We start from the raw sequence: 25,463 nt of genomic DNA, 5'->3' as shown, positions 1-25,463 counted from the left end.
ATCGATTGATTTTCAATTTATTAAACCAAACTATCACGATTTCGTAGATTCTCGAATTATTAGATTAGTTTCGATGATTTCGGTTTTGTAATGTTCGTCTTCTTCATCTTCCAATTCCAATCTTTTGATTAACATTTCGGCAGCTTTTCTTCCCATTTTTATACCGTTTTGACTGATGGTTGTAATGGTTGGAGTAGAATATTTAGAGATGATTCCATCTGTGAAAGCTACAACCGATAAATCTTCTGGAATTTTGATTCCTTTTGACATTGCTAATTTAATGGCTGTTACCGCAAACAATTCGTTAACCGCCAAAATAGCATCAACCGTTTGATTTTCTAATAATTCATTAATTTTTTCATCACAATGTTCTGTGTCTTCTATTCGAATTATTAAGTTTTCATCTACTTCTATTCCGTGATCATGTAAAACGTTTAAATAACCATCTGTTCTTAATTTACCAACACTAACATAATCAACTGTCGTTAGTAAAGCGATTTTCTTTAAGCCTTTAGAAATTAAGAAATTAGTTGCCTCATAAGCAGCTAATTGGTCATCGATAATTACTTTATCGCATAAAATATCATTAGAAATTCTATCAAAAAGGACTACTGGCATTCCTTGATTAATTACTTCTTGAAGATGGTGAAAGTCTTTCTTTTGTTGGGTTTCCTTTGATAAGGACATGATAAATCCATCTGTACTACCATTGGCTAACATTTCCATATTGATAACTTCTTTGTCGAAAGACTCGTCTGATAAGCACACAATAACGTTATAACCACATTCGTTTGCCACTTGTTCAATTCCGCTAATTACCGTAGCAAAAAAGTGATGTACAATCTCAGGAATGATAATCCCAATTGTCTTAGTTTTCTTATTCTTTAAACTTAACGCAATATTATTAGGCTTATAGTTGTATAATTTAGCAAAAGCTTGTACCTTTAAGCGAGTATCTTCGCTGATTTCTGGGCTATCACGAAGTGATTTTGAAACTGTTGAAATAGACACATCTAATTCTTTTGCGATTTGCTTTAAAGTAACTTTTCTTCTCATAAGAATTTTAGTCGGTTATAATTTTTTAATAAATGTAACTTATTTTTTTTGGTATTGCAATATTATGCTAAAAAATAGCTCAAATCCATAAAGTTTTCAACACGAAAACGTTTTCGAAAGGTTTTTCGCAAAACTCATTTTTTTTTGTATAGATTTTTACATAAATTTAACATTAGAAGTGAATTTACAAGCGATTAAAAAACAATTTAACCTAAACAATTTGTATGAAAACACTGCAAAAAAAGTTATTGCTTTTGCTACTGATGTTACCTTTTGGTTTATTGGCTCAAAACACTCTAAAAGGAGTTGTTTTAGATGGTTCTTCTAGCCAGCCTTTACCTGGAGTTAACGTATTAGTTGCAGGCACAACAAATGGAACTACTACCGACTTTGATGGGAATTTCACTTTAACTAACATCAAAAAAGGAGATAAAATTGTATTCTCATATATTGGATTCAAAGATGAAACTCTAACTTATGAAAATCAAACTACCGTAACGATCACTTTACAAGAAAATCAACAAGAATTAAAAGATGTTGTTGTTATCGGTTATGGAACAACAACTAAAAAAGATGCTACAGGTTCTGTAACTTCAATAACATCAAAGGAATTTAATAAAGGAGCAATTGTATCCGCAGATCAGTTACTTACAGGTAAAGCACCTGGTGTTAGAATAACGAACAATGGTGGACAACCAGATTCTGCACCAAATATTAGAATCAGAGGAGGATCTTCTTTAAACGCTAATAGTAGTCCTTTATTAGTTATTGATGGTATACCAGTTGATAATACAACTCCTGCTGGGGTTTCTAATCCATTATCATTGATAAACCCAAATGACATTGAAAGTTTCACTATTTTGAAAGATGCTTCTGCAACTGCAATTTATGGTTCTAGAGCTTCAAATGGAGTTATTATAATTACAACTAAAAAAGGAAGCAAAGGAAGTCCAGAATTTAATTATTCTTCAAGTGTTTCATTTGGAAAAGTTTCTAAAAAAATAAATGTGATGGATGGAAATACATTCTCTAGATTTATTCAAGAATACCATCCAGATTTAGTCAATAATTTAGGTGTCGCTGACCCAGATGCACCAATAGGAACTGTTGACGATCCAAGTACACCTGACGTTATTGAAGGTCGTATATTATCTAACACAGACTGGCAAGATGCAATTTTCAGAAACTCTATTTCTACAGATCACAACTTCAGTGGAAGAGCTAATTTATTTGGATATTTACCATTTAGAGCATCTATTGGATACACTAGAAATGAAGGTATCGTGAAAACTAATGATTATGAGAGATATTCTTATTCTATCAAAATGAATCCAAACATGTTTGATAATCATTTGAAATTAGATATTAATGCTAAAGGAATTATCACTGACAAAAATGCTATAGATGAAGGAAGTGCTTTAGCTGGTGCTGTTAATATGGACCCTACAAAACCAATCTATGATTCTAACAGTATTTTCGGAGGTTATTATCAAACCATGACTGCAAGCAATCCAAATGTAGTAAGTGGTCAATACAATCCAGTTGCGCTTTTAGAACAAAGAAGCAGACCAGAAAGAAGTATCCGTTTCTTAGGAAATATCGAAATGGATTATAAAATGCACTTTTTACCAGAATTAAGAGCAGTTGTGAATTTAGGGCTAGATGCTTCTGAATCAAAAATCAGAGAAACTTTTACTGATAATGCAATTGCAACATATAACGGAACAAACGTCGTATTTAATCCTGGAAAAAATTATGAAGAAAACCAAACTATCACAAATACAACATTTGATGGTTATTTAGTTTATACTAAAAATATGGATGGTTTACTTAAAAAATTCGATATTCAAGGAGGCTATTCTTATCAAAACTTTAAAAATGATGGTAACAGAGAAATTTATCAATACAATCCAACAACCGGAGTTAGAGAACTTGTTATAAACCCAAATAATCTTAACAACAGATATTATAACGAATTAAATTTACAATCATTTTTTGGTAGAACAAACCTTGATTTTGCAAACAAATATTTATTAACACTTTCTTTCAGAGCTGACGGATCATCTTTATTTAGAGAAGAAGATAGATGGGGGTTTTTCCCAGCAGCAGCATTAGCTTGGAAAATAAAAGAAGAAGACTTTCTTAAAAACGTAACTTTTGTTAATGATTTAAAATTACGATTAAGTGCAGGTAGAACTGGTCAACAAGATATTACTGGAAGTGTAGGTTTTTATCCATCAATTCCTTTATTCTCAATTGGTAGTACAACTAGTCAATACTTACCTGGTTCAAATTTATATTCGGCATTACCATTCAATGAAAATTTAACATGGGAAAAAACTTCAACTGTAAATGCAGGATTAGATTTTAATTTCTTTAAAAACAGCTTAATCAGTGGTGCATTTGATATTTATTATAACAAAACTTCTGATTTATTAGCGAGAGTTCCTACAGCTCCTGGACAGTATTTAAGTGATAGCTTTATAACAAATGTTGGAAAAACAGAAGGTAAAGGTTTTGAACTTAATTTAAACATTAAACCTATTTCTAACGATAATTCTACACTTGAGTTCTATTCAAATATTGCCTACAATAGTGTTGAAGTAACAGATTTAGGAGATGTTGAAAGATTAAACGCTGGAGGTGGATTACCTGTTGGAACTAATGTTAACTCTCAAGTAAATGCTGTTGGTTACCAACCTTATGCTTTTTGGTTATTCCAACAATTATATGACACTAATGGAAATGTAATCCCAGGAGCATTTGTTGACAGAAATGGAGATGGACAAATTACTAATGACGACCGTTACTATGTAGAAAGAACCCCAAAATGGACTTTTGGATTTGGATTTAACTACAACTATAAAAACTGGGATTTTGGAACAAGCTTTAGAGGACAATTTGGTGGACAAACTTACAACTCTAGAATTCTTACTTCAGGATGGATTAATGCAGCTGTACCAACAAACTCTAGTAGCTTATCAAATGTCTTAGATTTCTATGCAGGTGAAGCCAGTACATCTTTCATGAATTTTAATGGAAATGAAAAATTCTCAGATTACATGGTTGAGGACGCAACATTCTTAAGATGCGAAAATATAGTTTTAGGATATAGATTTAACAAATTCTATAAAGATGCTTCTTTAAGACTTTACGGAGCTGTTAATAACGCATTCCTTGTAACTAAATATGGCGGTCAAGACCCTGAGAATTTTGGCGGAATTGATAACAATTTCTATCCAAGACCAAGAGTATACACAGTAGGTTTAAGTTTAGATTTCTAAAAAAAAAACTATGAAAAAAATAAAATTATTTAGCTTAATTGCATTACTATCAGTCTCACTTTCATGTACTGATGATTTAAATACTGAGCCAGTAGTAGAACTATCATTAGAACAACTTTTGGCACAAGACCCTAATGCAATAAATGGAATTATGTCAAAACTATATGGTTCATTTGCTTTGTCAGGACCTAATGGCCCAGGTAGTTCTGATATTAGTGATGACCCAGGAGAATCTCCATTCTTGAGAGGTATTGTAAATTTACAAGATTTTACTGCAGATGGAATGAAAAACAGATGGGGTGATGATGGTTTAGACCAATTAACAACTGCAACAAACTGGGATGAAAATAATAAATTCTTCAGATATTTATACAATAGAGTTTACTATACAGTACCACAATGTAACAACTTATTAGTTGTATTAAACTCTGTATCTATAGACAATAAAGATCAAGTTGTTGCAGAAGTTCGATTTTTAAGATCTTTAGCTTATTACTACATGATTGATTGTTTTGGAAAAGGAGTATTAGTAACTGAAGCACAAAATGGTGTTTCAACTCCATTACCTGAATCAACAAGAACAGAGTTATTTAATTTTGTTGAAAGCGAATTGATTCAAGCAATTGAAAATTTACCTCAAACCAATTCATATGGTAGAGCTAATAAATATGCTGCTTCAATGTTATTAGCAAAATTATATATGAATGCAGAAGTATATACAGGTACTCCTAGATACACAGATGCTTTAACATATATTAATAAAATCATTAACGAAGGTGGTTATGTATTAGATGACAACTTTGTAGAAGTTTTCTCTGCAGATAACTACATGTCTTCTGAAATTATTTTTCCTTTAATTGCTGATGCAATTGTAAGTCAAAGTTTTGGAAATACAACCTATATCATTAATGGTAGTATGAATAGTGCTACTATGACAACAACTCTATTTGGTAACCCTGGAGGTAATGATGCATGGGCAGGTCACAGAGCAACTAAAGCTTGGTATGGTTTATTTGGTCCATTAGGTTCTTCAACAGATGATAGAGCTGATTTATTTTGGACAACTGGACATACTTATGAAATGAATGATTATAAAGAATGGACAAATGGATATCCTTCAACTAAATTTAGAAATACAAATTTCCATTCTTCTTCGGGAACTCCTACTGTTTTTTCAAGCACTGATTTTCCACTTTATAGATTGTCAGATGTTTATTTAATGTATGCAGAATGTGCAATAAGAGGTGCAGGAGGAACATTAAGTCAAGCTGCAACTTATGTTAACTTGGTAAGAAATCGTTCAAATGCTACTTCAATAACTGAATCTGATCTTACATTAGACTTTATTCTAGACGAAAGAGGAAGAGAACTTAATTTAGAAGGACACAGAAGAAGTGACTTAATTCGTTTTGGAAAATTCACAGGTGGTTCATACCTATGGCCTTGGAAAGGTAACGTTCAAACTGGAACAAGCATCCCAAGCACATATAATGTTTTCCCAATTCCTCTAACTGCTTTACAAGCAAATCCAAATTTAACTCAAAACCCTGGTTATTAATATTAAAAGTATATCAAATATGAAAAATTTATTAAAAATAGGTGCATTAGCAATTTTATTTATAGCAAATGTGTCATGTGAAAATGATGATCAAACAATTATTAACCCTAGTGGTGGACCAGAATTATTAACTCCATTAACTGGAAGTGCTTATGTTCTTAATCCTGCCACAGCCTCTGCAGAAGTTACAACTTTAGTTTGGGATCATGCTGATTATGGTGTTCAAACTGAAATTAATTACGAAGTAGAAATGGCTCTTGCTGGAACTGACTTTGCAACAATTTACTCTGGAGGAACAACAAATAGTCGTTTTTACACATACACACATGAATCTTTAAATGCAATTGCTTTAGCAGCTGGTTTAGTACCTTATACAGCTGGAGATTTGGATGTAAGAATTAAATCATCTTTAGGAACAAATGGAGATGTAGTAGCTTACTCAAATGTAATTACTATTACAGTAACTCCTTACACAACAGATTTACCAAAAATAGCAGTTCCAGGAAATCACCAAGGGTGGAGCCCGCCTACCGCACCTTTAATGGCATCTTCTGGATTTGGTCAAACAAATTTTGAAGGATACATTTCTCTAGATGGAGAGTTCAAGTTTTTAAGACCTAAAGCAGATGGTACTTTTGATTGGGATGGTGATAGCGCAGATTGGGGTGATGACGGTACTTTTTCAGGTGTTTTATTAAACACTGGTGAAACTAATTGTACTGCAACAGCTGGATATTACTGGGTTAAAGCAAACACAGCAACTTTAACGTATTCAATTACTCCAATCACAACTTGGGGGATTATTGGAAGTGCAACTCCTGGAGGATGGGATTCTTCTACACCAATGACTTATAATCCAACAACTAAAAAATGGTCAATTGTAGTAACTCTTGTTGATGGTGAATACAAATTTAGATCAAACAACATTTGGAATGCAGGATCAGTACAATACAATTTAGGAGGCTTTCAAGCTGATAAAGTTGGGGACGATTATGCGGGCGAAAGCATGAGCTATGGTGGAGCAAATTTAGTTGTAACCGCTGGTACTTACCTTGTAGAATTAGACTTGTCTAATCCAAGAGCATACACGTATACATTAACACCACAATAATAAATTTAAAAAGGGTTGTCTTTTTATTAGACAACCCTTTTATTAAATAAAAAGCTATGAAAAAAAACCTACTATATATATTATTATTTTTAACAACTCTTTTTGTTAAGGCACAAGTAACTATTACACCAAGTAGTTTTAATGTAACTGACGCTATTACTATAACAGTTTCCACAGCAGCAAATACTTGTAATCAACTAGGAACATCTCCCACTAAGGTGTATATGCACGCAGGAGTTGGAGATGACTCAAACGCATTCGGCTTTGGAGTTGTAGGAAATTGGGGTCAAGATGACAGTGTAGGATTAATGACAAATAATGGTGACGGAACATGGAGTATCACTTTAACACCAAGCGTTTATTTTGGATTAAATGCTTCTCAGCAAGCAAATGCAACTAAACTTGGGATGGTTTTTAGAAATGCAAATGGTAGCCAAACCTTAAAATTACCTCCATCTTGTGGAGATTTTATTTTTAATGTTGGAACTTTTCAGGTGAACTTAACATCACCAACCAATAATAGCTCTACTATAATGAGCTCTGGTGGAAACTTAACTATCTCAGCAACAAATACAGGTGGAAATGCAAGTTATAATTTAAAAGCGAATGGCTCGAGCATTAACACAGCTACAACAACATCGTATACTTTTAATCATACAAATATTACAACAAACACAAGTTATGAATTAGAAATAACATTGGGCGCTACAACTATAACAAGAAGATTTTCAGTAATTGTAAATCCAGGAAGTACTTCTCAAGCAATCCCCCTAGGTTTAGTAAACGGAATCAACTACAACACTTCCGACAACACTAGAGCTACCTTAGTTTTAGAAGCCCCTGGTAAAGATTTTGTTTATGTGGCTGGTAGTTTTAACAACTACACACCAAACAGTAGCTTTGCAATGAAGAAAGATCCTTCAAATGGTAAATTTTGGCTAGAACTTACTGGACTCACTCCTGGAGCCAACAACACCTATCAATATTGGGTAGTGGATCAAACTCCTATTGCTAATTCTCCGGCTTTAGTAAAAGTTGCTGACCCTTGCTCAACTATGGTTCTATCTCCATACGATGATTCAGGCATTTCAAGTACTAATTTTCCTAGTTTACCAACATATCCTTCCGGACAAGAACGTGAAGTAACTTGGTTTAAAACTGGAACAACTCCTTATAATTGGCAGGTAACCAACTTTACAAAACCAAATAAAGACAAACTAGTAGTTTACGAATTATTAGTGCGTGATTTCGATGCCAATAGAAGTTATCAAAACATAATTGATAGAATTCAATACTTCAAAAACTTAGGGATTAATGCAATCGAATTAATGCCTGTTATGGAATTTGAAGGAAATGAAAGTTGGGGTTACAACACTGCTTTTCATATGGCTTTAGATAAATCCTACGGAACTCCAGAAAAATTCAAAGAATTAGTAGACATCTGTCATCAAAATGGAATCGCTGTGATATTAGACATTGCCTTTAATCATGCTTTTGGAAGAAATCCTATGGTAAGAATGTGGATGAACGATCCTGATGGAGACGGTTGGGGTGGGCCAGCTAGTGATAATCCTTATTTTAACACTACAGCAAGACATAGTTATAGCGTGGGAGAAGATTTTAATCATTCTTCTACACTAACTAGAAATTATGTAAAACAAACCATCAAACATTGGATTACAGAATATAAAATTGATGGTTTCCGTTGGGATTTAACAAAAGGATTTACACAAAACTGTACTTCAGGAGATGATACATGTACTAATGCATACCAACAAGATCGTGTAGATGTATTAAAAGAATATGCAGATTATTCTTGGAGCTTAGATAATGACCATTATGTAATATTTGAACATTTAGGAACTGATAATGAAGAACAGCAATGGGCAAATTACAGATTAGGAGAAGGCAAAGGAATTATGATGTGGGGAGAAATGTATACGCAATATAAAGAACTTGCTATGGGATTCTCAACACAAAATATTTCTAGAATGGGGCATACAAGTCGCGGATTTACTGGAAAAAGATTAATTGGATATCCAGAAAGTCATGACAAAGACAGAATGATGTATGAAGCCTTAACTTATGGTAATGGCGGTGGAACAGCTCCAGTAAATGGAAATCTAACAAATGCTTTAGCAAGAATGGGAGCTCTAGGAGCTATGAGTATTTTAGTTCCTGGACCAAAAATGATTTGGCATTTTGGAGAACTAGGAAACAACCAATCTATCTATACTTGTGCGAATGGTACAATTAATGATGAAAGTGCCTTTTTCCCTGGCGATTGTAAACTTGATACTAAAGAACAAGTACAATGGACTGAAAATTGGTTAGCTGATGCAAGAAGAACTGCTATATTAAGCGATTGGTCTAAGATGATAAGTCTTAAAACAACTGAACCTGTATTTAGTTCTGATTTTGCAATTAGTCCTGATGGAAGTAATATTCGTCAAAGATTATATGTTTACAACAACTCCTACCCTACTACACAATTGCGAAATGTAGTAGTAATTGCAAATTTCTCTGTTGGTAACCAAAATATTAATCCAAGTTTTCCAACAGATGTTTATACCTATCCAATGACTTGGTATAATTTAATGGATAACACTCCTGTAACGATTACAAGTCCAACAGCAACGATCGCTTTAACTCCGGGACAATTTAGAGTATATGGAAATAAACCTTCAACTTTATCTTCTAACGATTTAGAAGTGATAAAAAGCAACATTGACATATATCCAAATCCAACACGAAACAGTTTTGCTCTTTCTGTAGACGTAACCCATGTTGAGATTTATTCAATAACTGGACAATTAATAAAAACATTTTCAGATGTAATCTCTAATCAACAACTAGATATTACTAATCTTGAAACTGGAATGTATTTAATAAAAATAACAGATAGTAACGGTATAAGCCAATCAAAAAAATTAATAAAAGAATAAGTTTATAGTTAGGTTAATAAAAAGCCGATTGTGTATTCAATCGGCTTTTTTTTGATGTCATAAATTAAAAAAGCTCCAACTTTCGTTAGAGCTTTAAGTGCGGGTAATAGGACTCGAACCTACACGCCTCGCGGCACCAGATCCTAAGTCTGGCATGTCTACCAATTTCACCATACCCGCGTATGCTTTATTGTGGGTGCAAATATAAGTAATTGCATTAAATATGCAAACACAAACCACATTTATTTTAATAAAAAAACCTCTCCAATGGAGAGGTTTTTAATATGTTGCTAAATAAAATTATTAAGCTTCGAATGGAATTACAGATACAAATGATTTGTTTTCTCCTTTTTTCTGGAATTTTACAACTCCATCAACTTTAGCATGTAAAGTATGATCTTTACCCATGTAAACGTTTTCACCTGGGTTGTGCTTCGAACCTCTTTGTCTAACAATGATGTTTCCTGCAATAGCAGCTTGACCACCATAAATCTTAACGCCTAAACGTTTCGATTCTGATTCTCTACCATTCTTCGAACTACCGACACCTTTCTTGTGAGCCATGACGTAATATTTTTAAATGTTATTCTTCAGTTTTTGGTTTTTTTGTTGCTTTAGCTTTTGGCTTAACTTCTTCAGTAGCTTCAGTTACTTCAACTTCAACTTCTTTTTTAGCAGCTTTTTTCTTAGCACCAGCAGCAACGATTCCTTCAATTAAAATTTGAGTGAAAGATTGTCTGTGACCGTTTTTCTTTTTGTAACCTTTTCTTCTTTTCTTTTTGAAAACGATTACTTTATCACCTTTTAAGTGTTGTAACACTTTGGCTTCTACTGAAGCACCTTCTACAGCTGGGGCGCCTAAAGTTACTGTTCCGTTTTCATCTAATAAAAGAACTTTATCAAAAGAAACTTTAGTTCCTTCTTCTGAAGCTAAACGGTGAACATAAACCTTTTGGTCTTTGCTTACTTTGAATTGTTGCCCTGCTATCTCTACGATTGCGTACATAACAATGATTTTAGTTAAAAATTTTAAGGTTGCAAATATACAATAATTTATAAACCAAACAACTATCTACTTAATAAAAATAATAGAAATCGTAATTTCAAAAAATTTTCAACATAAAAACACGCTTTAATTGTAACATTATCCCGAAATTGCGTCTTATTACAATTATATCAAACAAATTAATAACGTATGAAAAAATCTTTAATGGCTTTGGGTACTGCACTAATGCTTGGCGGAACTGCTTCTGCTCAAAAAGTAACATTCGAGGAATTTGATTTAGACAATGGATTACACGTTGTGCTTCATCAAGATAATTCTGCACCTGTGGTAATTACATCGGTAATGTACCATGTAGGAGCAAAAGACGAACAACCAAACCGTACTGGTTTTGCTCACTTTTTTGAACACCTTTTATTTGAAGGAACAAAAAACATCGGTAAAGGCGAATGGTTTAAACTAGTTACAGCAAACGGAGGAAACAATAATGCTAATACTACTGACGACAGAACGTATTATTACGAAGTTTTCCCTTCAAACAATCTAGAATTAGCTATTTGGATGGAATCAGAACGATTAATGCATCCTGTAATCAACCAAATTGGTGTTGATACGCAAAATGAAGTAGTTAAAGAAGAAAAAAGATTACGTGTAGACAATCAGCCTTATGGGAATTTGATTAAAGCTGTAAAGGAAAACATGTTTAAAGTGCATCCATACCGATGGACTACCATTGGAGAAATGGAGCATTTAGATGCGGCTACTTTAGAAGAATTCTTAGCTTTTAATAAAAAATTCTATGTTCCAAACAATGCGGTTTTAGTAATTGCAGGTCAGTTTGACAAAGCACAAGCAAAAGAATGGGTGAAAAAATATTTTAGCGCTATTCCAAAAGGAGCACCAGTAACAAGAACTAAAGTAGAAGAAGCGCCTATTACTAAAGAATTTAAAGCAACTTGGCAAGATCCAAACATTCAAATTCCAATGTTAGTGGCTTCTTACAGAACACCTTCAATGAAAACGCGTGATGCTAGAGTTTTAGATATGATTTCAGCTTACCTTTCTGATGGAAAAAGTTCAAAATTATACAAGAAAATTGTAGACGATAAAAAAATGGCATTACAAATTGGTGCTTTCAACTATAGTCAAGAAGATTACGGAATGTATTTAATCTATGGTTTACCAATGGGAGAAAATACTACGGAATCTATCTTAAAAGAAATTGATGAGGAAATCGTAAAAATGCAAAACGAATTAATTTCTGAAAAAGATTTCCAAAAACTTCAAAATAAATTCGAAAGCAACTATGTAAGTAACAATGCTTCTGTTGAAGGAATTGCAGATAATTTAGCTACTTACTATATGTTATATGGTGATATCAACTTAATCAATACTGAAATTGATATTTATCGTTCTATCACAAGAGAAGAAATCAGAGATGTTGCAAAAAAATATCTAAATTCAAACCAAAGAATGATTTTAGATTATGTTCCTGCTAAAGACAAAGCTCAAAACTAAGATTTGAAGAATATGAAATCGCCACAAATACCTTTGCGAAAGCAAATACCTATAAATAAAAAGGCGATACCATACGTTACATCTGAAAAATAAAATTTAAACATATGAAAAAATTTATATACATAGCAGCCAGTTTATTTTTAACAATAACTATGCAAGCACAAGACAGACCACAACCAAAAGCAGGACCAGCTCCTACGATCAACATCAACAAACCACAAAGTTTTGTACTTAAAAACGGTTTGAAAGTTTTAGTTGTGGAAAATCACAAGTTACCACGCGTTTCTTTTAATCTAACTTTAGATAACCCGCCTTATGCAGAAGGGAACAAAAAAGGAGTTTCTGATATTTTAAGCGGAATGTTAGGTAACGGAACAGAAACGGTTACTAAAGACGCATACAATGAAGAAATCGACTTCTTAGGAGCAGATATTAATTTTTATGCTTCTGGAGCTTCAGCAAACGGACTTTCAAGATATTCAAAAAGAATTTTAGAATTAATGGCAGATGGTGCATTAAACCCATTATTTGACCAAAAAGAATTCGAAAAAGAAAAAGAAAAAATCATCGAAGGTTTAAAAGCAGATGAGAAAAGCGTAACAGCTATTGCACGAAGAGCTGAAAATGTTTTAGTTTTTGGAAAAGAACATTACAAAGGCGAATTTACTAGCGAAGAAACTTTAAAGAACGTTACTTTAGATGATGTTGTAATGAACTACAACACTTATTTCGTACCTGCTAATGCTTATTTAGTAATTGTAGGAGATGTTAATTTTAAAGAAGTTAAAAAAGAAGTAGAAAGACTTTTCGGAACATGGAAAAAAGCTACTGCTCCACAGTTAAGCTATTCAAATCCTAAAGACGTTCAATACAGCCAAATCAACTTTATTGATACTCCAAACGCAGTACAGTCAGAAATTTCTTTGGTTAACTTGTCAAACTTAAAAATGACAGACAAAGAATATTTTTCGGTTTTATTAGCTAATCAAATTTTAGGTGGTGGCGGTGAAGGAAGATTATTCCTAAACTTACGTGAAAAACATGGTTGGACATATGGAGCTTACTCTTCAATTGGAGCTGGAAAATACATCAACAAATTCCGTTCAAGTGCTTCAGTAAGAAATACAGTAACGGATAGTGCTGTTGTTGAATTTTTCAATGAGTTAAAAAGAATCAAAACAGAATTAGTTTCTGAAGAAGATTTAAGAAATGCAAAAGCAAAATATGTAGGTAACTTCGTAATGCAAATTGAAAAACCATCAACTATTGCGGGTTACGCTTTAAACAAAGAAACACAAGGTTTACCTGAAGATTTCTACGAAAATTACATCAAAAACATCAATGCTGTTTCTGCTGAAGATATCAAAAATGCTGCTAACAAATATTTCTTATCTGATAAAACAAGAGTTGTTATCGTAGGAAAAGCAGCAGATGTTTTACCTGGTTTAGAAACAATGAGCAAAAGAGAAAAATTACCAATTTTCTACTTTGACAAATATGGTAATCCAACAGAAAAACCAGAAGTTAAAAAGCCAATTCCTGCAGGAGTAACAACTCAAACTGTACTTAACAACTACATCAATGCTATTGGTGGCGAGAAAGCGGTTAAAAATGTAAAAACGTTAGCCGTAATGTCAGCTGGAACGGTTCAAGGAACGCCTTTAGAATTAGTAGTAAAAACAGCTCCTAAAAAATTAGGCGTTGAAATGAAGGCTATGGGAATGGTAATGATGAAACAAGTTGTTAACGAAAAAGAAGCTTACATGGTACAACAAGGTCAAAGAAAAGATTTCAAAGACCAAGATTTGAAAGACATGCAAGATATGGCAGGTAACTTTAAAGAATTATCTTTATTAACAGATAAAGATGTTACTTTAACAGGTATTGAAAATATTAATGGTACAGATGCTTATGCTATCAAAAATGGAAAATCTACTTATTACTATGATGTAAAAACTGGATTTAAAGTGGCTGAAGCTCAAGAATTAGAGCAAGGTGGTCAAAAAATGACACAAACTACTTACTACCAAGATTATAAAGATGTAAAAGGATTGAAATTCCCTTACAAAACCATCATGAATGTTGGTATTGAAATCGAATTAATTACTACTGAAGTTAAAATTAACGAAGGTGTAACGGATGCAGATTTCAAATAATAAACAAAACATGAATCTGGAAAGCGCTCAAGAAATTGGGCGCTTTTTTATTTTTTACTCGAAAAATAAACTCCAACTAAAACAATTAAAGCTCCTAATAATTGAATTACCGAAAGCGTTTCGTTCATAAATAAATAGCCCAAAATAAAAGCAACCACAGGAATAATATAAGTTACCGAAGAAGCAAAAACAGGTGATGAAAGCTGAATCAATTTGAAAAATAAAATATTCGAAAATCCAGTTCCAACAATTCCTAAAATGGCAATAAAACCTAAAGAAGTTTGTACTTTAGTCTCGTGAACAATATCAAAAAAACCAGTAAAATACAAAACGATTAAAGCTGGAAAAAACATAATCAAGAAGTTACCCGTACTAATGGTTAACGGTTTTAAATCAGATAAGTATTTTTTAATTAAATTGACATTTACCCCGTAAAAAACAGAAGCTATTACAACTAAAATGGCATAATAATAATTTTCAGTAGTGTTTTCTCCTTCACCAAATAACACTAACAAAGCACAACCAATAAATCCAATAATGACGCCGAAAACTTGAGTTCGTTGAACACTCATTCCGAAAAACAGCAACCCTACTAATAAGGTGTTTAACGGAGTTAATGAGTTTAAAATAGAACTGATAGAGCCGTCAATTTTTGAAAGCGCAAAAGCAAATAAAAATGCAGGAATAAAGGTGCCACATAAAGCTGTTAATGCAATGTATTTCCATTTATGCAATGGAATTTGGGGTATGTGTTTAAATCCAACGGTAATTAGAAATAATGCAGCAAAAAGAATTCTTAAACTTCCTAATTGAATTGAATTCACTCCTTTTAATCCTAATTGCATTAAAATGAATGAGCTACCCCAAACGCATCCTAAAAAGACCAATAAATACCATTTTGTTGAATTGTTTTCCATAACACAAATTTATGTTTCAAAATTCAGGCTTTATTTTTAAAAATGCACTATGATTTTTAGTAATTTTGCAAAGTCTTTATCAAGAGGCTTTTAATTTAAAAATATTCCTATGAAAAATTTAAAAAATATTGGCTTTGCTTTTATAGTAGCTCTTTCTTTTGCAAGTTGTAAACAAGAAAACAAAGAAGTAGCAGTTGAAGAAACTAAAAAAGAAATTGTTTCTGAAGCGGATTTAGCCAAAATGCAAACTGCAAGTTTTACTATCGACGGAATGACTTGTGCTATGGGTTGTGCCAAAACTATTGAAAACAAATTAGCAGCACAAGAAGGTGTTGGACAAGCAGTTGTGGATTTCGACACTAAAATTGCAACTGTAAAATTCGATGCTGAAAAACAATCGTTAGAATCTTTGACTAAAACCATTGAAGGCGTTGCTGGAGGTGATTCTTACAAAGTAACGGAATCGAAAAAAATGTAATAAAAAAAGACGCCTTCGATTATCTCAAGGCGTTTTTTTTTATTGTTTCCATTCTAAGGTTTCCATAATTCTTCGCATATCTTCTTTTAGATATTGAGCGGCAGGCAAGATGGAATCAAAATTTGGTTTTGCATAAAAATATACACTTCCCACAATGAAGTTTTTTGTGCTATCGGTAGCATAGAATTGTGCATTAGTTGCTGCATTTCCACCTACTTCATAAAACATTCCGTATACCTTTTTCTTGTCGTTAATAAAAGGTTGTTCTAGAATATCATCTGCTTTTACAACGTGGTCGTAAGTTAGTTTTTGAGCATCGCGTAATAATTTATCAATATCGTTGTTTACTGATTTGTGCGTCAAGTAAATCGTAGCTTTCATCTTTGGATAATTAATTTCAAAAGCGCATGATTTATCTTTGATTAAGGCTAAATTGTTTTTCTCAAAAGTAAAGGAACAATCCGAATTTAATTTAGAATATTTGGCTTTTGGATATTCTAAACTTAATTGTCCTTTTGGTTTTGGTAAGGTTTCATCTCCACAAGAAATCAAACTTAAAAACAATCCCAAACAACTTAATCTTGCTATATTTTGTATCATAATTACAATAACGTAACTTTTATTTGTTTTATTCTTCTCTTATCTACATTTTCGATGGTAAAAATAAGATTATGAAACGTTATTTTCTGTCTTTTTTTAGGGAAATTTCCAGAAATCTCAAGTAAAAAGCCAGCTAAAGTCTCGGCTTCACCTTTTTTGCTTTCGAATTCGTTTTCGTCCACTTCAATTATTCGATAAAAATCTTTCAAGCTAATTTTACCTTCGAAAAGGAAATTCTTATCATCAATTTGGGAATATATCAAATCTTCATCATCAAATTCATCGCTAATATCGCCAACAATTTCCTCTAAAACATCTTCTAAAGAAATAATTCCCGAAGTTCCTCCATATTCATCTACCACAACCGCTAAGTGACTTTTCATGCCTTGAAAATCTTTCAATAAATCATCTAACTTTTTGTTTTCTGGAACGAAGAATGGTTGGCGTAATAATTTGGTCCATTCAAAATCTTCGCTATCGATATGGGGAATCAAATCTTTAATAAATAATATACCTTCTATTTGATCGATATTTTCTTTGTAAACCGGAATTCGAGAATAGCCTTTTTCGATAATTTTTGGCATTACTTGCGCGAAACTTTCTTCGATATTCAAAGCAAAAACATCAATTCTCGGACTCATTACTTGGCGTACTTCGGTATTTCCGAAAGTTACAATTCCTTCTAAGATTTTCTGTTCGCCATCAGTAGTATCGTTTTGCGATGTTAATTCTAGCGCTTGAGAAAGTTGATCAACCGAAAAATTTCCTTTTTGTACATTGAGTTTCTTCTCGATAAAAAGAATTCCGTTTCGCATTGGTACACTAATCGGAGATAAAATGTTATTCATAATCGAAATAGGAATTGCAACTTTTTTAGCAAACTCCATATTGTTTCGATTGGCGTAAATTTTTGGTAAAACTTCTCCAAAGAGCAAGATAAAAAACGTAACCACTACAACCTCCAAAACAAATCGAAGAACAGAAGATTCGATTCCGTTAAACAAACGTCCGCTAAAAGAAGAGAAAATAATTACGATGGCAATATTCACAAAATTATTAGCCACTAAAATGGTTGCTAACAATTTTTTAGGTTTTTCTAATAATCTTGAAATAAGTGTTCCGCTGTTGTAATCTTTGTTTGAAATATCGTCAATATCCTTTTGAGACAAAGAAAAAAGTGCCACTTCTGAGCCCGATATAAAGGCAGAACAAGCAAGCAATACCACAATTGCGATTATTCCAAAAAGGAATTCAAAATCTATCGAATGGAGAAAACTGGCAGGATCAGGATCCAAATTACATCAATTTAGTTAAACATTAAAATCGTCAGGTGCGCTACCTGTTGGTAAAGATGATTTACTTAAATCAGTCTCTTTTTTGGTATTTAAGAATGTAAATTCTGTTACCTGAATTTCAGTAGTGTATTTTGTAGCACCATCTTCAGCTTGCCATTGACGCGATTTGATACGGCCTTCAATGTAAATTTTATCGCCTTTAGAAAGGTATTTTTCGCAAATTTCGGCTGCTTTATTTCGAACAACAATGTTGTGCCATTCTGTAGAAGTAATTTTTTCTCCAGTAGTTTTGTTGATGTACACTTCGTTTGTCGCTAAAGGAAAACGTCCGATACAATTACCACCTTCAAAGTAGTGCATTTTAACTTCGTCACCTAAATGACCTATCAAAATAACCTTATTTAATGTTCCGTTCATGGCTTATATATTTATTAGGGTTAATCAAAAATAGTAATTTAAAGTGAATTACAATAATTTGCAACGATAAAATTGTGAATTACTATTGGAAAAGGAAGTTTTTCAATTTCTGTAAGTGGTTTTGAATCAGGTAATTTTGAATCGAATTGTACTTCAAAAAAGCGAATATTTAAATGTTGGTGCGATAACTTATGCAGTTTAACATCGTTGTGAAGTGATATAACCTCAACAGGCTTCAAACTAAAGAATTCCATTTTAGAAACTTGTTCGATAATTTCATTTTCCGATAATTGACTTTCGGTTTCAAAAACTGGAAATTCGTACAAATTTTCCCAAATTCCTTTTCCTTCGCGCTTTTGAACAATGAAATTTGAATCGGAATCTTTTAAGATTAAATAATTTAAGAAACGAGGAGTTACTTTTGTTTTCTTGGTTTTAACCGGAAGTTCGTTTACTTTTTTGTATTGAAGTCCGGCACAACTTGAATTTAAAATACAAGCTTCGCAATTTGGATTTTTCGGAACACATTGCAATGCACCAAACTCCATAATTGCCTGATTAAATAAAGCAGGATTTTCTTTTACAAGTACTTCCTGAGCCAATTGTTGAAATTCTGTTTTAGTTTTCGGAACAGAAATATCACTATCTACATTAAAATAACGACTCAATACTCTAAAAACATTACCGTCTAATACCGCAACAGGTTCGTTAAATGAAAAAGAAGCAATAGCTGCTGCAGTATATTCTCCAATACCTTTTAATTGTAACAACTCTTTATAAGTTGATGGAAATTCGCCATTTAATTCAAAAGCGATGTGTTTTGCAGTTGCATGAAGGTTTCTAGCTCTTGAATAGTAGCCTAAACCTTGCCATAATTTTAAGACTTGTTCTTCATCAGCATTAGCTAAGTCAAAAACCGTTGGAAAAGCTTCGGTAAATGTTAAAAAATAGGGCAAACCTTGCGCTACTCGCGTTTGTTGAAGCATGATTTCAGACAGCCAAATCCAGTAAGGATTGGTTGTGTTTCGCCACGGCAAATCGCGCTTGTTCTGTAAATACCAATGAATTAAAGAGTTAGAAAATTCCATGTTTTTTAATGAGACGACAAAAATAAATCTTTAGTAATTAAAATTTAATCAATTAACGTTGATTTATTGTTTTTTTAATTCTTATATTTGCAAACTCAAAAAAATACACAAAATAAAAATACGAAAGAAAATGACGAAAGCAGATATCGTAGCGAAAATTTCAGAGAAATTAGGACTTGAAAAAGGAGATGTTCAAGCAACAGTTGAGACTTTTATGGAAGAAGTGAAAAACTCGTTAGAAACTGGTGACAATGTTTATTTAAGAGGTTTTGGAAGTTTTATTATCAAAACAAGAGCTGAAAAAACAGGAAGAAACATTTCTAAAAATACTACAATTAAAATCCCTGCACATAACATTCCAGCATTTAAACCTGCTAAAGTGTTTGTAGAAAGCGTTAAAGAAAAAACAGAAGTTACAGTATAAAAACTATTTATTAATCTAAACACCAACATGTTATGCCAAGTGGTAAAAAAAGAAAAAGACATAAGGTAGCAACTCACAAACGTAAAAAAAGAGCGAGAGCAAACCGTCATAAAAAGAAAAAGTAGTTTAAAACTACTTTTTCTTTTTTAGAAAAAAAGTTCATTGAAATGAATCAATTTTAAGTTGATTCCCAGGTAAACTGCCTGTAAAAAATGTTTAATCCATCTGTTCGCCTTGGCGAATGGATAAAAATGTACTGCATGAACAAAGAGTTAATTATTAGATCTGGTTCAGACGCTGTAGATTTTGCCTTATTAAAAGATGGAAAACTAATAGAATTACACAAAGAAGAAGAAAAGCAAAGCAATTTTGCGGTTGGCGATATTTTTATTGCTAAAATCCGTAAACCTGTGGCTGGTTTAAATGCCGCTTTTGTGAACTTAGGCCATGAAAAAGATGCATTCTTGCATTATCACGATTTGGGCCCAAATTTACCTTCTTTGATGAAATTTATTAAACTTGTAAGCGCAGGTAAATTAAAAGATTATTCACTCAAAAATTTTCCTTTTGAAGCTGAAATTGATAAAGATGGCGTTATAACCGACATTCTAAGCGCCAATCAATCACTTTTAGTTCAAGTAGTGAAAGAGCCTATTTCGACTAAAGGTCCCAGAATTAGTTCTGAGATTTCATTAGCCGGAAGATATGTAGTTTTGGTTCCTTTTTCAGATCGTGTTTCTGTTTCTCAAAAAATAGAATCAAGAGAAGAAAAAGACCGATTAAAACGACTGGTTCAATCTATCAAACCAAAAGGATTCGGTGTTATTGTGCGAACAGTAGCCGAAGGCAAAAAAGTAGCCGAACTAGACAAAGATCTACAAACATTGATGGACCGCTGGTCTGCTATGTGTAGAAGATTACAAACGGCTCATCATCCATCAAAAGTATTAGGAGAACTAAATAAAGCTTCTTCTATCTTACGAGATGTATTTAATGATACCTTCACTGGAATTCATGTTGATGATGAAGATTTGTATCTTGAAACGAAGGAGTATTTGCAAGAGATAGCTCCGGATAAAGTGTCAATCGTAAAACACTATCAGTCTAAGGAACTGCCTCTTTTTGAAAAATATAATATTGAGCGACAAATAAAAATGTCTTTTGGGAAAACAGTTTCCATGAGCAAAGGTGCGTATTTGATTATAGAACACACAGAAGCTTTACACGTTATCGACGTGAACAGTGGAAATCGTTCAGCAAAGGCATCAAGCCAAGAAGATACTGCTCTAGAAGTAAATATGATTGCTGCAGCCGAAATTGCACGTCAGTTACGACTTAGAGACATGGGTGGAATTATTGTAGTGGATTTCATTGATATGCAAAATCCAGAAAATCGCAAGGTATTGTACGATTTCTTAAGAGAAGAAATGAGTGACGATAAGGCCAAGCATAAAATCTTGCCTCCTAGCAAATTTGGATTAATTCAAATTACTAGACAAAGAGTTAGACCAGAAGTCAATATTAAAACAAGAGAAGAAGACCCTAATAAAGAAAATGGGGAAATTGAAGCTCCGATTTTAATTATTGACAAAATAGCGTCTGATCTTGAACGCATTATTAAAGACCATAAAAAGGTTGTTTTAAACGCACACCCTTTTGTGGCAGCATACCTTACTAAAGGTTTTCCATCCTTACGTTCGAAATGGTTTTTCGAGCATAAGAAATGGGTGAAAATTATACCTCGTGACGCTTACACGTATTTGGAATATCATTTCTTTGATAAAGAAGGAAATGAAATTAAATAAATTAAAAAACCGCCTTTCGAAAGATTGGCGGTTTTTTTGTTTATAAAATTTATTTTGATTTTAAAAACGTGAGACAAATTGTTTTATTTTTGCTATTAAACACTTTAATATGCCTTACTCAATTATTAACAATTTAGATATCTTAGAATTCACAAAGAGTTGCTACGAATATGATATTGATTTGTTTGATAATAAAAAATGCGGTATTGTTAAAGTATATGGAAATGAAAATCAACCAGCACTTTTTTTAAAAGAAGTTGAAGCTTTTGATTTTGAAACTTTAAAACAAATAGCCAAAATTCAAAAAGCATGTTGGAATTTTCAAAAAGTGTTATTTCTCTACGTTTATACCAAAACAGAAATCAGAATTTATAATTGTTCAAAAAAACCTTTTGGTTATGATGACAACATTAAAGAAACAGATTTTAAAAACAAACTAGAAGAATTAGAGCTTTATTCTTGTAAAAAAACTGACGTAGAAAAGCTAAAAACCTTAAATACTCTTTTTTCAAGAATTGCTATTGATACGGGTTTTATATGGTCATCTGTAAAGTCTATAGAACTAAGAAAAAAAATAAACCTTGAAACAAGAGTTGATAAATTTTTGGTTCAAAGCTTAATCAATACAGCTAAAGCGTTAGAGAAAAATGGATTAAGTGAGAATAAATTAATTATTCATAAATTGATAATGCGTTCTTTATTTCTATTTTATTTAGAAGACAGAAAGGCGACTCCAGCAGAACTTTATCAAAAATTTTTGCCCAAAGCAACCTCTTTCTTTGATGTTTTAGAAGATGTTGAAGCAACATATAATCTTTTTGAACGACTATCTAAAGATTTTAATGGAAGTCTTTTTAATTTTGAAGAAAACGAAAAAGATTTTATTACAAAAGAACATTTGTTTTTAATTAAAAAATGTTTTTTTGATGGAAATATAGAGGATTATCAACAACGATTATTCAGTGGGAAAATATTTGATTTCAGTATAATCAGAATTGAATTATTAAGTGAAATTTACGAAAATTTCTTATCGGAATTAGATAAAAAGGAAAAGAAAAATTCAGGAACTTTTTATACACCACCATCATTAGTAGAATTAATTCTGAATGAAAAACTTCCAATAGATAAGGATAAAACTGAATTTAATGTTAAAATATTAGACCCAAGTTGTGGTTCTGGAATTTTTTTGGTTCAGAGTTTTAAAAGATTAGTAAAGCGTTATGAAAACAAACACAATTTAAAACTAAATGATTTTACTGTTTTAGTAACTATTCTTAAATCAAATATTTATGGCATTGAGCTAGACCCAAAATCAATAAAAGTAGCTGCTTTTAGTTTGTATTTGGCTTTATTAGACCATCTTGACCCAAAAACAGGTTGGTGGAATGGTGCAATTAAGTTTCCCTATTTAATAAATGACCCAAATGATTCGAGTTTAAAAAAACAAGGTCACAATTTATTTGTTAGAGATACTATTTCTGATTTATCTGAAATCAAAGCATTGCAAAATTTTGATTTAATAGTTGGAAATCCGCCATTTGGAACAAAAAAATTATTGTCAACAATAACGGCTTATTGCAAAAAACAAAATTTTGCTCAAGAAATGGTTTTGCCATTTTTACACAAAGCTACACTTTTAGCTCCCAAAGGTAAAATAGCTTTGATTTTCAACTCCAAAGTTCTAACCAATACGGGTGGAACGTATCAAAATTTTAGAAAATGGTTATTTAACGACAATCATGTAGAAAAAGTATATAATTTTTCTATTTTGCGTAAAGCTCCAAAGTTTTCAGGAGGTCAACTTTTTGGCTCTGCTGTTGGCCCAATTAGTATTATCTTTTATCAAAAAGAAATTCCAGAAAGTCAAAAAGAATCAATTACCTATTACGCACCAAAAACCTATATCAAGAATGATATTTTAGAAGGAATTGTGATTGATTCTTCAGATGAAAAGTATTTACCGAGAATTGAATGTCAAAAGTCAGATACAAAAATTTGGAAAATTGCTATGTGGGGAAGTTATTTTGATTTTGAGTTGATTGAAAAGTTAGAGGAAAAATACAACACTCTTGAGAATTATTTTGAAGCAAACAAAAATGAATGGCAAAAAGGAAGCGGACTTCATTCGCCTGATATAAAACAAATTAAGAACAATAAGTTTTTTAAACCAAACAAAGTTATTAATACAGGTTCGATTAATAAATATTATACTTCTCGAAATGCAATAGTTGATAATTCTAAAATATATCGACCAACTAACGAGCTTCTTTATAAAAGTCCTTTTTTAATAATTAAAGAAGGACAAAAAGAAAAAGAATTCTGTTCAAGTTTAATAGATTTTGATTGCTATCACATGAGTTATAGCATTGTAAATAAAGATATTAAGATTTTAAAAGTTTTATCTGCCTATATAAATTCTATTTTTTCAAATTATTATCTTTCTTTAAGTTCAGCCTCATGGGGAATTGAAAGAGAAAGAGTTCAGTCAAATGAAATGTTAGAATTGCCTGCAATAATTGAGAAAATAGAATTAATAAACATTGAGAAGCTTTCTTCTAAAATCGATGAAATTATATCAATAAAAAAATCAAATGATCTAAATCAAGACATTTCTCATTTAGAAAAACAAATAGACAAAATCATTTATAAAAATATTTTAAAATTATCTGAAGACGAACAAATCATCATTCAAGATACGTTAGACTACAGTTTAGATTTATTTGAAAACCAAGAAAAATCAAAAGCAGTCTTTCCAGTAATTGATATTGATACTTATTCAAAAAGAATAACTAAAGAGCTAAATAAATGGCTTGACGATGTTGATTTAAAAGTTTCTGCAACGCATTATTATATCAATTCAAATTGTCCATTATATATGATTAAACTGTCTTTTGGAAATGAGCTAAAAGAAACTAAAATTTCAAATGAAGATATTTATTTCGGACTTAAAAAAATAGAAAAAAAACTTTGGCATGAAGAAGGTCAAAATATTTATTTCAGAAAGAAATTAAATTATTATGATAACGAAGATGTTTACATCATAAAACCTAATCAGAGAAGGTTTTGGAGTGAAACTGCCGCTATGGAAGACTATAGAACGTTGTTAGTTGAAATTCTTAAAATGAAAGAATAATGGCAGGAACTTTATCTTCTTTTATCTTTAGAGGTTTTCAAAATAAGTTCAATAATTTGTGTATAAATTTGTTGATTGATGCATACCATTCTTCAATTTCTGGAAATTCTATCTCATTAGATTTTGAAGAAAATGACATTACTGCAATTTTACACCATTATATAGATGAAAACCCAAAAAGAAAAGAATGGGAAATATTTACTAATCGTGAAGAATATCTTTTTGATAAAGATTCTATTCAAGTTAAAGAATTTGCAGCTAAATTCTCAAGAATAGACATGAGATATTCTACATTTTGGGAAGGAGAAGAATATAAATATTTTGTAGAAGCCAAAAACTTAAAATCTAAGGTTTCTAGTTTAAAGAGAAGGTATATTGCAACTGGAATTGATAACTTTTTGACTGGTGGAAAATATGAGAACTGCGATGGAATTTTGCTTGGTTATATTCTAGAAGGAAGCTCGGAAAATTGTAAAGAAGGCATAAATAAATTACTTTTAAAGGATAAGAGAATAAATGAAATAATCAATTATAATGAGTTAATTATCAATAATCATAAAATCTACGAATCCTCTCATTCGCAAAGAAATATAAAACATTTATTTTTTGATTATTCAATTGGTACTGATGAGTAAAATTCAATCAAAAATCCTAAAAGCATTAAAAACCAATAAG

At 31.9% G+C, this 25,463-nt stretch carries 19 protein-coding genes and 1 tRNA gene; 11 read left to right on the top strand and 9 right to left on the bottom strand.

Going from position 1 to position 25,463, the window contains the following annotated elements; genetic code table 11:
- Positions 1-33: 33 nt before the first annotated feature.
- Positions 34-1,056 carry a LacI family DNA-binding transcriptional regulator gene (locus ACE3PD_RS07645; RefSeq protein ID WP_374401140.1) on the bottom strand — a complete coding sequence of 341 codons (1,023 nt, stop codon included), beginning with the start codon at positions 1,054-1,056 and terminating at the stop codon, positions 34-36.
- Positions 1,057-1,280: 224 nt separating this feature from the next.
- On the opposite strand from ACE3PD_RS07645, the gene ACE3PD_RS07640 reads away from it, so the two are divergent.
- From ACE3PD_RS07640 to ACE3PD_RS07625, 4 genes are read left to right on the top strand one after another with little or no spacing between them, the layout of a single operon-like run.
- Positions 1,281-4,340 carry a SusC/RagA family TonB-linked outer membrane protein gene (locus ACE3PD_RS07640; RefSeq protein ID WP_374401138.1) on the top strand — a complete coding sequence of 1,020 codons (3,060 nt, stop codon included), beginning with the start codon at positions 1,281-1,283 and terminating at the stop codon, positions 4,338-4,340.
- A gap of 10 nt (positions 4,341-4,350) precedes the next feature.
- Positions 4,351-5,898, top strand: a complete 1,548-nt coding sequence (locus ACE3PD_RS07635; RefSeq protein WP_374401136.1) for a RagB/SusD family nutrient uptake outer membrane protein — start codon at positions 4,351-4,353, stop codon at positions 5,896-5,898.
- Between the two features lie 19 nt (positions 5,899-5,917).
- A complete protein-coding gene (locus ACE3PD_RS07630) occupies positions 5,918-7,009 on the top strand; it encodes a SusE domain-containing protein (RefSeq protein ID WP_374401134.1) in 1,092 nt (363 codons plus the stop codon).
- Positions 7,010-7,065: 56 nt separating this feature from the next.
- Entirely contained in the window at positions 7,066-9,954 is a 2,889-nt protein-coding gene (locus ACE3PD_RS07625) for an alpha-amylase family glycosyl hydrolase (protein WP_374401132.1), read from the top strand.
- Between the two features lie 98 nt (positions 9,955-10,052).
- On the opposite strand, the gene ACE3PD_RS07620 is transcribed toward ACE3PD_RS07625, so the two are convergent.
- From ACE3PD_RS07620 to rplU, 3 genes are all read right to left on the bottom strand, one after another.
- A tRNA-Leu gene (locus ACE3PD_RS07620) sits at positions 10,053-10,134 on the bottom strand.
- A 123-nt stretch (positions 10,135-10,257) separates the two neighbouring features.
- Positions 10,258-10,518 carry a 50S ribosomal protein L27 gene (gene rpmA / locus ACE3PD_RS07615; protein ID WP_026711141.1) on the bottom strand — a complete coding sequence of 87 codons (261 nt, stop codon included), beginning with the start codon at positions 10,516-10,518 and terminating at the stop codon, positions 10,258-10,260.
- Positions 10,519-10,537: 19 nt separating this feature from the next.
- Entirely contained in the window at positions 10,538-10,960 is a 423-nt protein-coding gene (gene rplU, locus ACE3PD_RS07610) for a 50S ribosomal protein L21 (RefSeq protein ID WP_194094158.1), read from the bottom strand.
- Positions 10,961-11,149: 189 nt separating this feature from the next.
- On the opposite strand from rplU, the gene ACE3PD_RS07605 reads away from it, so the two are divergent.
- Positions 11,150-12,475 carry a M16 family metallopeptidase gene (locus tag ACE3PD_RS07605; RefSeq protein WP_374401129.1) on the top strand — a complete coding sequence of 442 codons (1,326 nt, stop codon included), beginning with the start codon at positions 11,150-11,152 and terminating at the stop codon, positions 12,473-12,475.
- 104 nt (positions 12,476-12,579) lie between these two features.
- A complete protein-coding gene (locus tag ACE3PD_RS07600) occupies positions 12,580-14,631 on the top strand; it encodes a M16 family metallopeptidase (protein ID WP_374401127.1) in 2,052 nt (683 codons plus the stop codon).
- Positions 14,632-14,678: 47 nt separating this feature from the next.
- Here the strand turns inward: ACE3PD_RS07600 and ACE3PD_RS07595 are convergent, their stop codons facing one another.
- The gene (locus ACE3PD_RS07595; protein WP_374401125.1) at positions 14,679-15,548 is read right to left on the bottom strand and encodes a DMT family transporter; all 870 of its coding nucleotides are present in this window, start codon (positions 15,546-15,548) and stop codon (positions 14,679-14,681) included.
- A gap of 109 nt (positions 15,549-15,657) precedes the next feature.
- Here ACE3PD_RS07595 and ACE3PD_RS07590 point away from each other — a divergent pair, with 109 nt between their 5' ends.
- Positions 15,658-16,026 carry a heavy-metal-associated domain-containing protein gene (locus tag ACE3PD_RS07590; RefSeq protein ID WP_374401123.1) on the top strand — a complete coding sequence of 123 codons (369 nt, stop codon included), beginning with the start codon at positions 15,658-15,660 and terminating at the stop codon, positions 16,024-16,026.
- Between the two features lie 39 nt (positions 16,027-16,065).
- Here ACE3PD_RS07590 and gldD read toward each other — a convergent pair whose 3' ends face one another.
- The 4 genes from gldD to mutY are packed head-to-tail and all read right to left on the bottom strand — an operon-like array spanning position 16,066 to position 19,426.
- The gene (gldD, locus tag ACE3PD_RS07585; protein WP_374401121.1) at positions 16,066-16,626 is read right to left on the bottom strand and encodes a gliding motility lipoprotein GldD; all 561 of its coding nucleotides are present in this window, start codon (positions 16,624-16,626) and stop codon (positions 16,066-16,068) included.
- Positions 16,627-16,628: 2 nt separating this feature from the next.
- Positions 16,629-17,921, bottom strand: a complete 1,293-nt coding sequence (locus ACE3PD_RS07580; protein WP_374401119.1) for a gliding motility-associated protein GldE — start codon at positions 17,919-17,921, stop codon at positions 16,629-16,631.
- Positions 17,922-17,936: 15 nt separating this feature from the next.
- Positions 17,937-18,338: a single-stranded DNA-binding protein gene (locus tag ACE3PD_RS07575; protein WP_111567417.1), complete on the bottom strand. Its 402-nt coding sequence runs from the start codon at positions 18,336-18,338 to the stop codon at positions 17,937-17,939.
- A 38-nt stretch (positions 18,339-18,376) separates the two neighbouring features.
- Positions 18,377-19,426 (bottom strand): A/G-specific adenine glycosylase, encoded by a 1,050-nt coding sequence (gene mutY / locus ACE3PD_RS07570; RefSeq protein ID WP_374401117.1) that lies wholly within the window; start codon positions 19,424-19,426, stop codon positions 18,377-18,379.
- Positions 19,427-19,544: 118 nt separating this feature from the next.
- Between mutY and ACE3PD_RS07565 the strand changes: the two genes are divergently transcribed.
- The 4 genes from ACE3PD_RS07565 to ACE3PD_RS07550 all read left to right on the top strand — a co-directional run bounded on the left by ACE3PD_RS07565 (position 19,545) and on the right by ACE3PD_RS07550 (position 25,423).
- The gene (locus ACE3PD_RS07565; RefSeq protein ID WP_255671098.1) at positions 19,545-19,850 is read left to right on the top strand and encodes an HU family DNA-binding protein; all 306 of its coding nucleotides are present in this window, start codon (positions 19,545-19,547) and stop codon (positions 19,848-19,850) included.
- A 260-nt stretch (positions 19,851-20,110) separates the two neighbouring features.
- Positions 20,111-21,655, top strand: coding sequence for an Rne/Rng family ribonuclease (locus ACE3PD_RS07560; RefSeq protein ID WP_374401356.1), 1,545 nt, complete (start codon positions 20,111-20,113; stop codon positions 21,653-21,655).
- A 109-nt stretch (positions 21,656-21,764) separates the two neighbouring features.
- On the top strand, positions 21,765-24,788 hold the full coding sequence (locus ACE3PD_RS07555) for a class I SAM-dependent DNA methyltransferase (RefSeq protein ID WP_374401115.1): 3,024 nt from the start codon (positions 21,765-21,767) through the stop codon (positions 24,786-24,788).
- Complete coding sequence (locus ACE3PD_RS07550; protein ID WP_374401113.1) at positions 24,788-25,423, top strand: hypothetical protein; 636 nt, start codon at positions 24,788-24,790, stop codon at positions 25,421-25,423. The genes ACE3PD_RS07555 and ACE3PD_RS07550 overlap by 1 nt, the downstream gene beginning before the upstream one ends.
- The last annotated feature ends 40 nt before the right edge of the window (positions 25,424-25,463 follow it).

The sequence above is a fragment of the Flavobacterium sp. genome, from assembly GCF_041911335.1.
Lineage (GTDB): Bacteria > Bacteroidota > Bacteroidia > Flavobacteriales > Flavobacteriaceae > Flavobacterium.
This window is presented reverse-complemented; position numbering and strand designations above follow the sequence as displayed.

Excerpts from the sequence above, each read along its gene's own strand:
- ACE3PD_RS07630 (WP_374401134.1), top strand. The coding sequence starts at position 5,918 with ATGAAAAATTTATTAAAAATAGGTGCATTAGCAATTTTATTTATAGCA.
- ACE3PD_RS07560 (WP_374401356.1), top strand. The coding sequence starts at position 20,111 with ATGAACAAAGAGTTAATTATTAGATCTGGTTCAGACGCTGTAGATTTT.
- ACE3PD_RS07575 (WP_111567417.1), bottom strand. The coding sequence starts at position 18,338 with ATGAACGGAACATTAAATAAGGTTATTTTGATAGGTCATTTAGGTGAC.
- rpmA (WP_026711141.1), bottom strand. The coding sequence starts at position 10,518 with ATGGCTCACAAGAAAGGTGTCGGTAGTTCGAAGAATGGTAGAGAATCA.
- rplU (WP_194094158.1), bottom strand. The coding sequence starts at position 10,960 with ATGTACGCAATCGTAGAGATAGCAGGGCAACAATTCAAAGTAAGCAAA.
- ACE3PD_RS07605 (WP_374401129.1), top strand. The coding sequence starts at position 11,150 with ATGAAAAAATCTTTAATGGCTTTGGGTACTGCACTAATGCTTGGCGGA.
- ACE3PD_RS07550 (WP_374401113.1), top strand. The coding sequence starts at position 24,788 with ATGGCAGGAACTTTATCTTCTTTTATCTTTAGAGGTTTTCAAAATAAG.
- ACE3PD_RS07600 (WP_374401127.1), top strand. The coding sequence starts at position 12,580 with ATGAAAAAATTTATATACATAGCAGCCAGTTTATTTTTAACAATAACT.
- ACE3PD_RS07645 (WP_374401140.1), bottom strand. The coding sequence starts at position 1,056 with ATGAGAAGAAAAGTTACTTTAAAGCAAATCGCAAAAGAATTAGATGTG.
- gldD (WP_374401121.1), bottom strand. The coding sequence starts at position 16,626 with ATGATACAAAATATAGCAAGATTAAGTTGTTTGGGATTGTTTTTAAGT.
- ACE3PD_RS07625 (WP_374401132.1), top strand. The coding sequence starts at position 7,066 with ATGAAAAAAAACCTACTATATATATTATTATTTTTAACAACTCTTTTT.
- ACE3PD_RS07555 (WP_374401115.1), top strand. The coding sequence starts at position 21,765 with ATGCCTTACTCAATTATTAACAATTTAGATATCTTAGAATTCACAAAG.
- ACE3PD_RS07635 (WP_374401136.1), top strand. The coding sequence starts at position 4,351 with ATGAAAAAAATAAAATTATTTAGCTTAATTGCATTACTATCAGTCTCA.
- mutY (WP_374401117.1), bottom strand. The coding sequence starts at position 19,426 with ATGGAATTTTCTAACTCTTTAATTCATTGGTATTTACAGAACAAGCGC.
- ACE3PD_RS07595 (WP_374401125.1), bottom strand. The coding sequence starts at position 15,548 with ATGGAAAACAATTCAACAAAATGGTATTTATTGGTCTTTTTAGGATGC.
- ACE3PD_RS07590 (WP_374401123.1), top strand. The coding sequence starts at position 15,658 with ATGAAAAATTTAAAAAATATTGGCTTTGCTTTTATAGTAGCTCTTTCT.
- ACE3PD_RS07640 (WP_374401138.1), top strand. The coding sequence starts at position 1,281 with ATGAAAACACTGCAAAAAAAGTTATTGCTTTTGCTACTGATGTTACCT.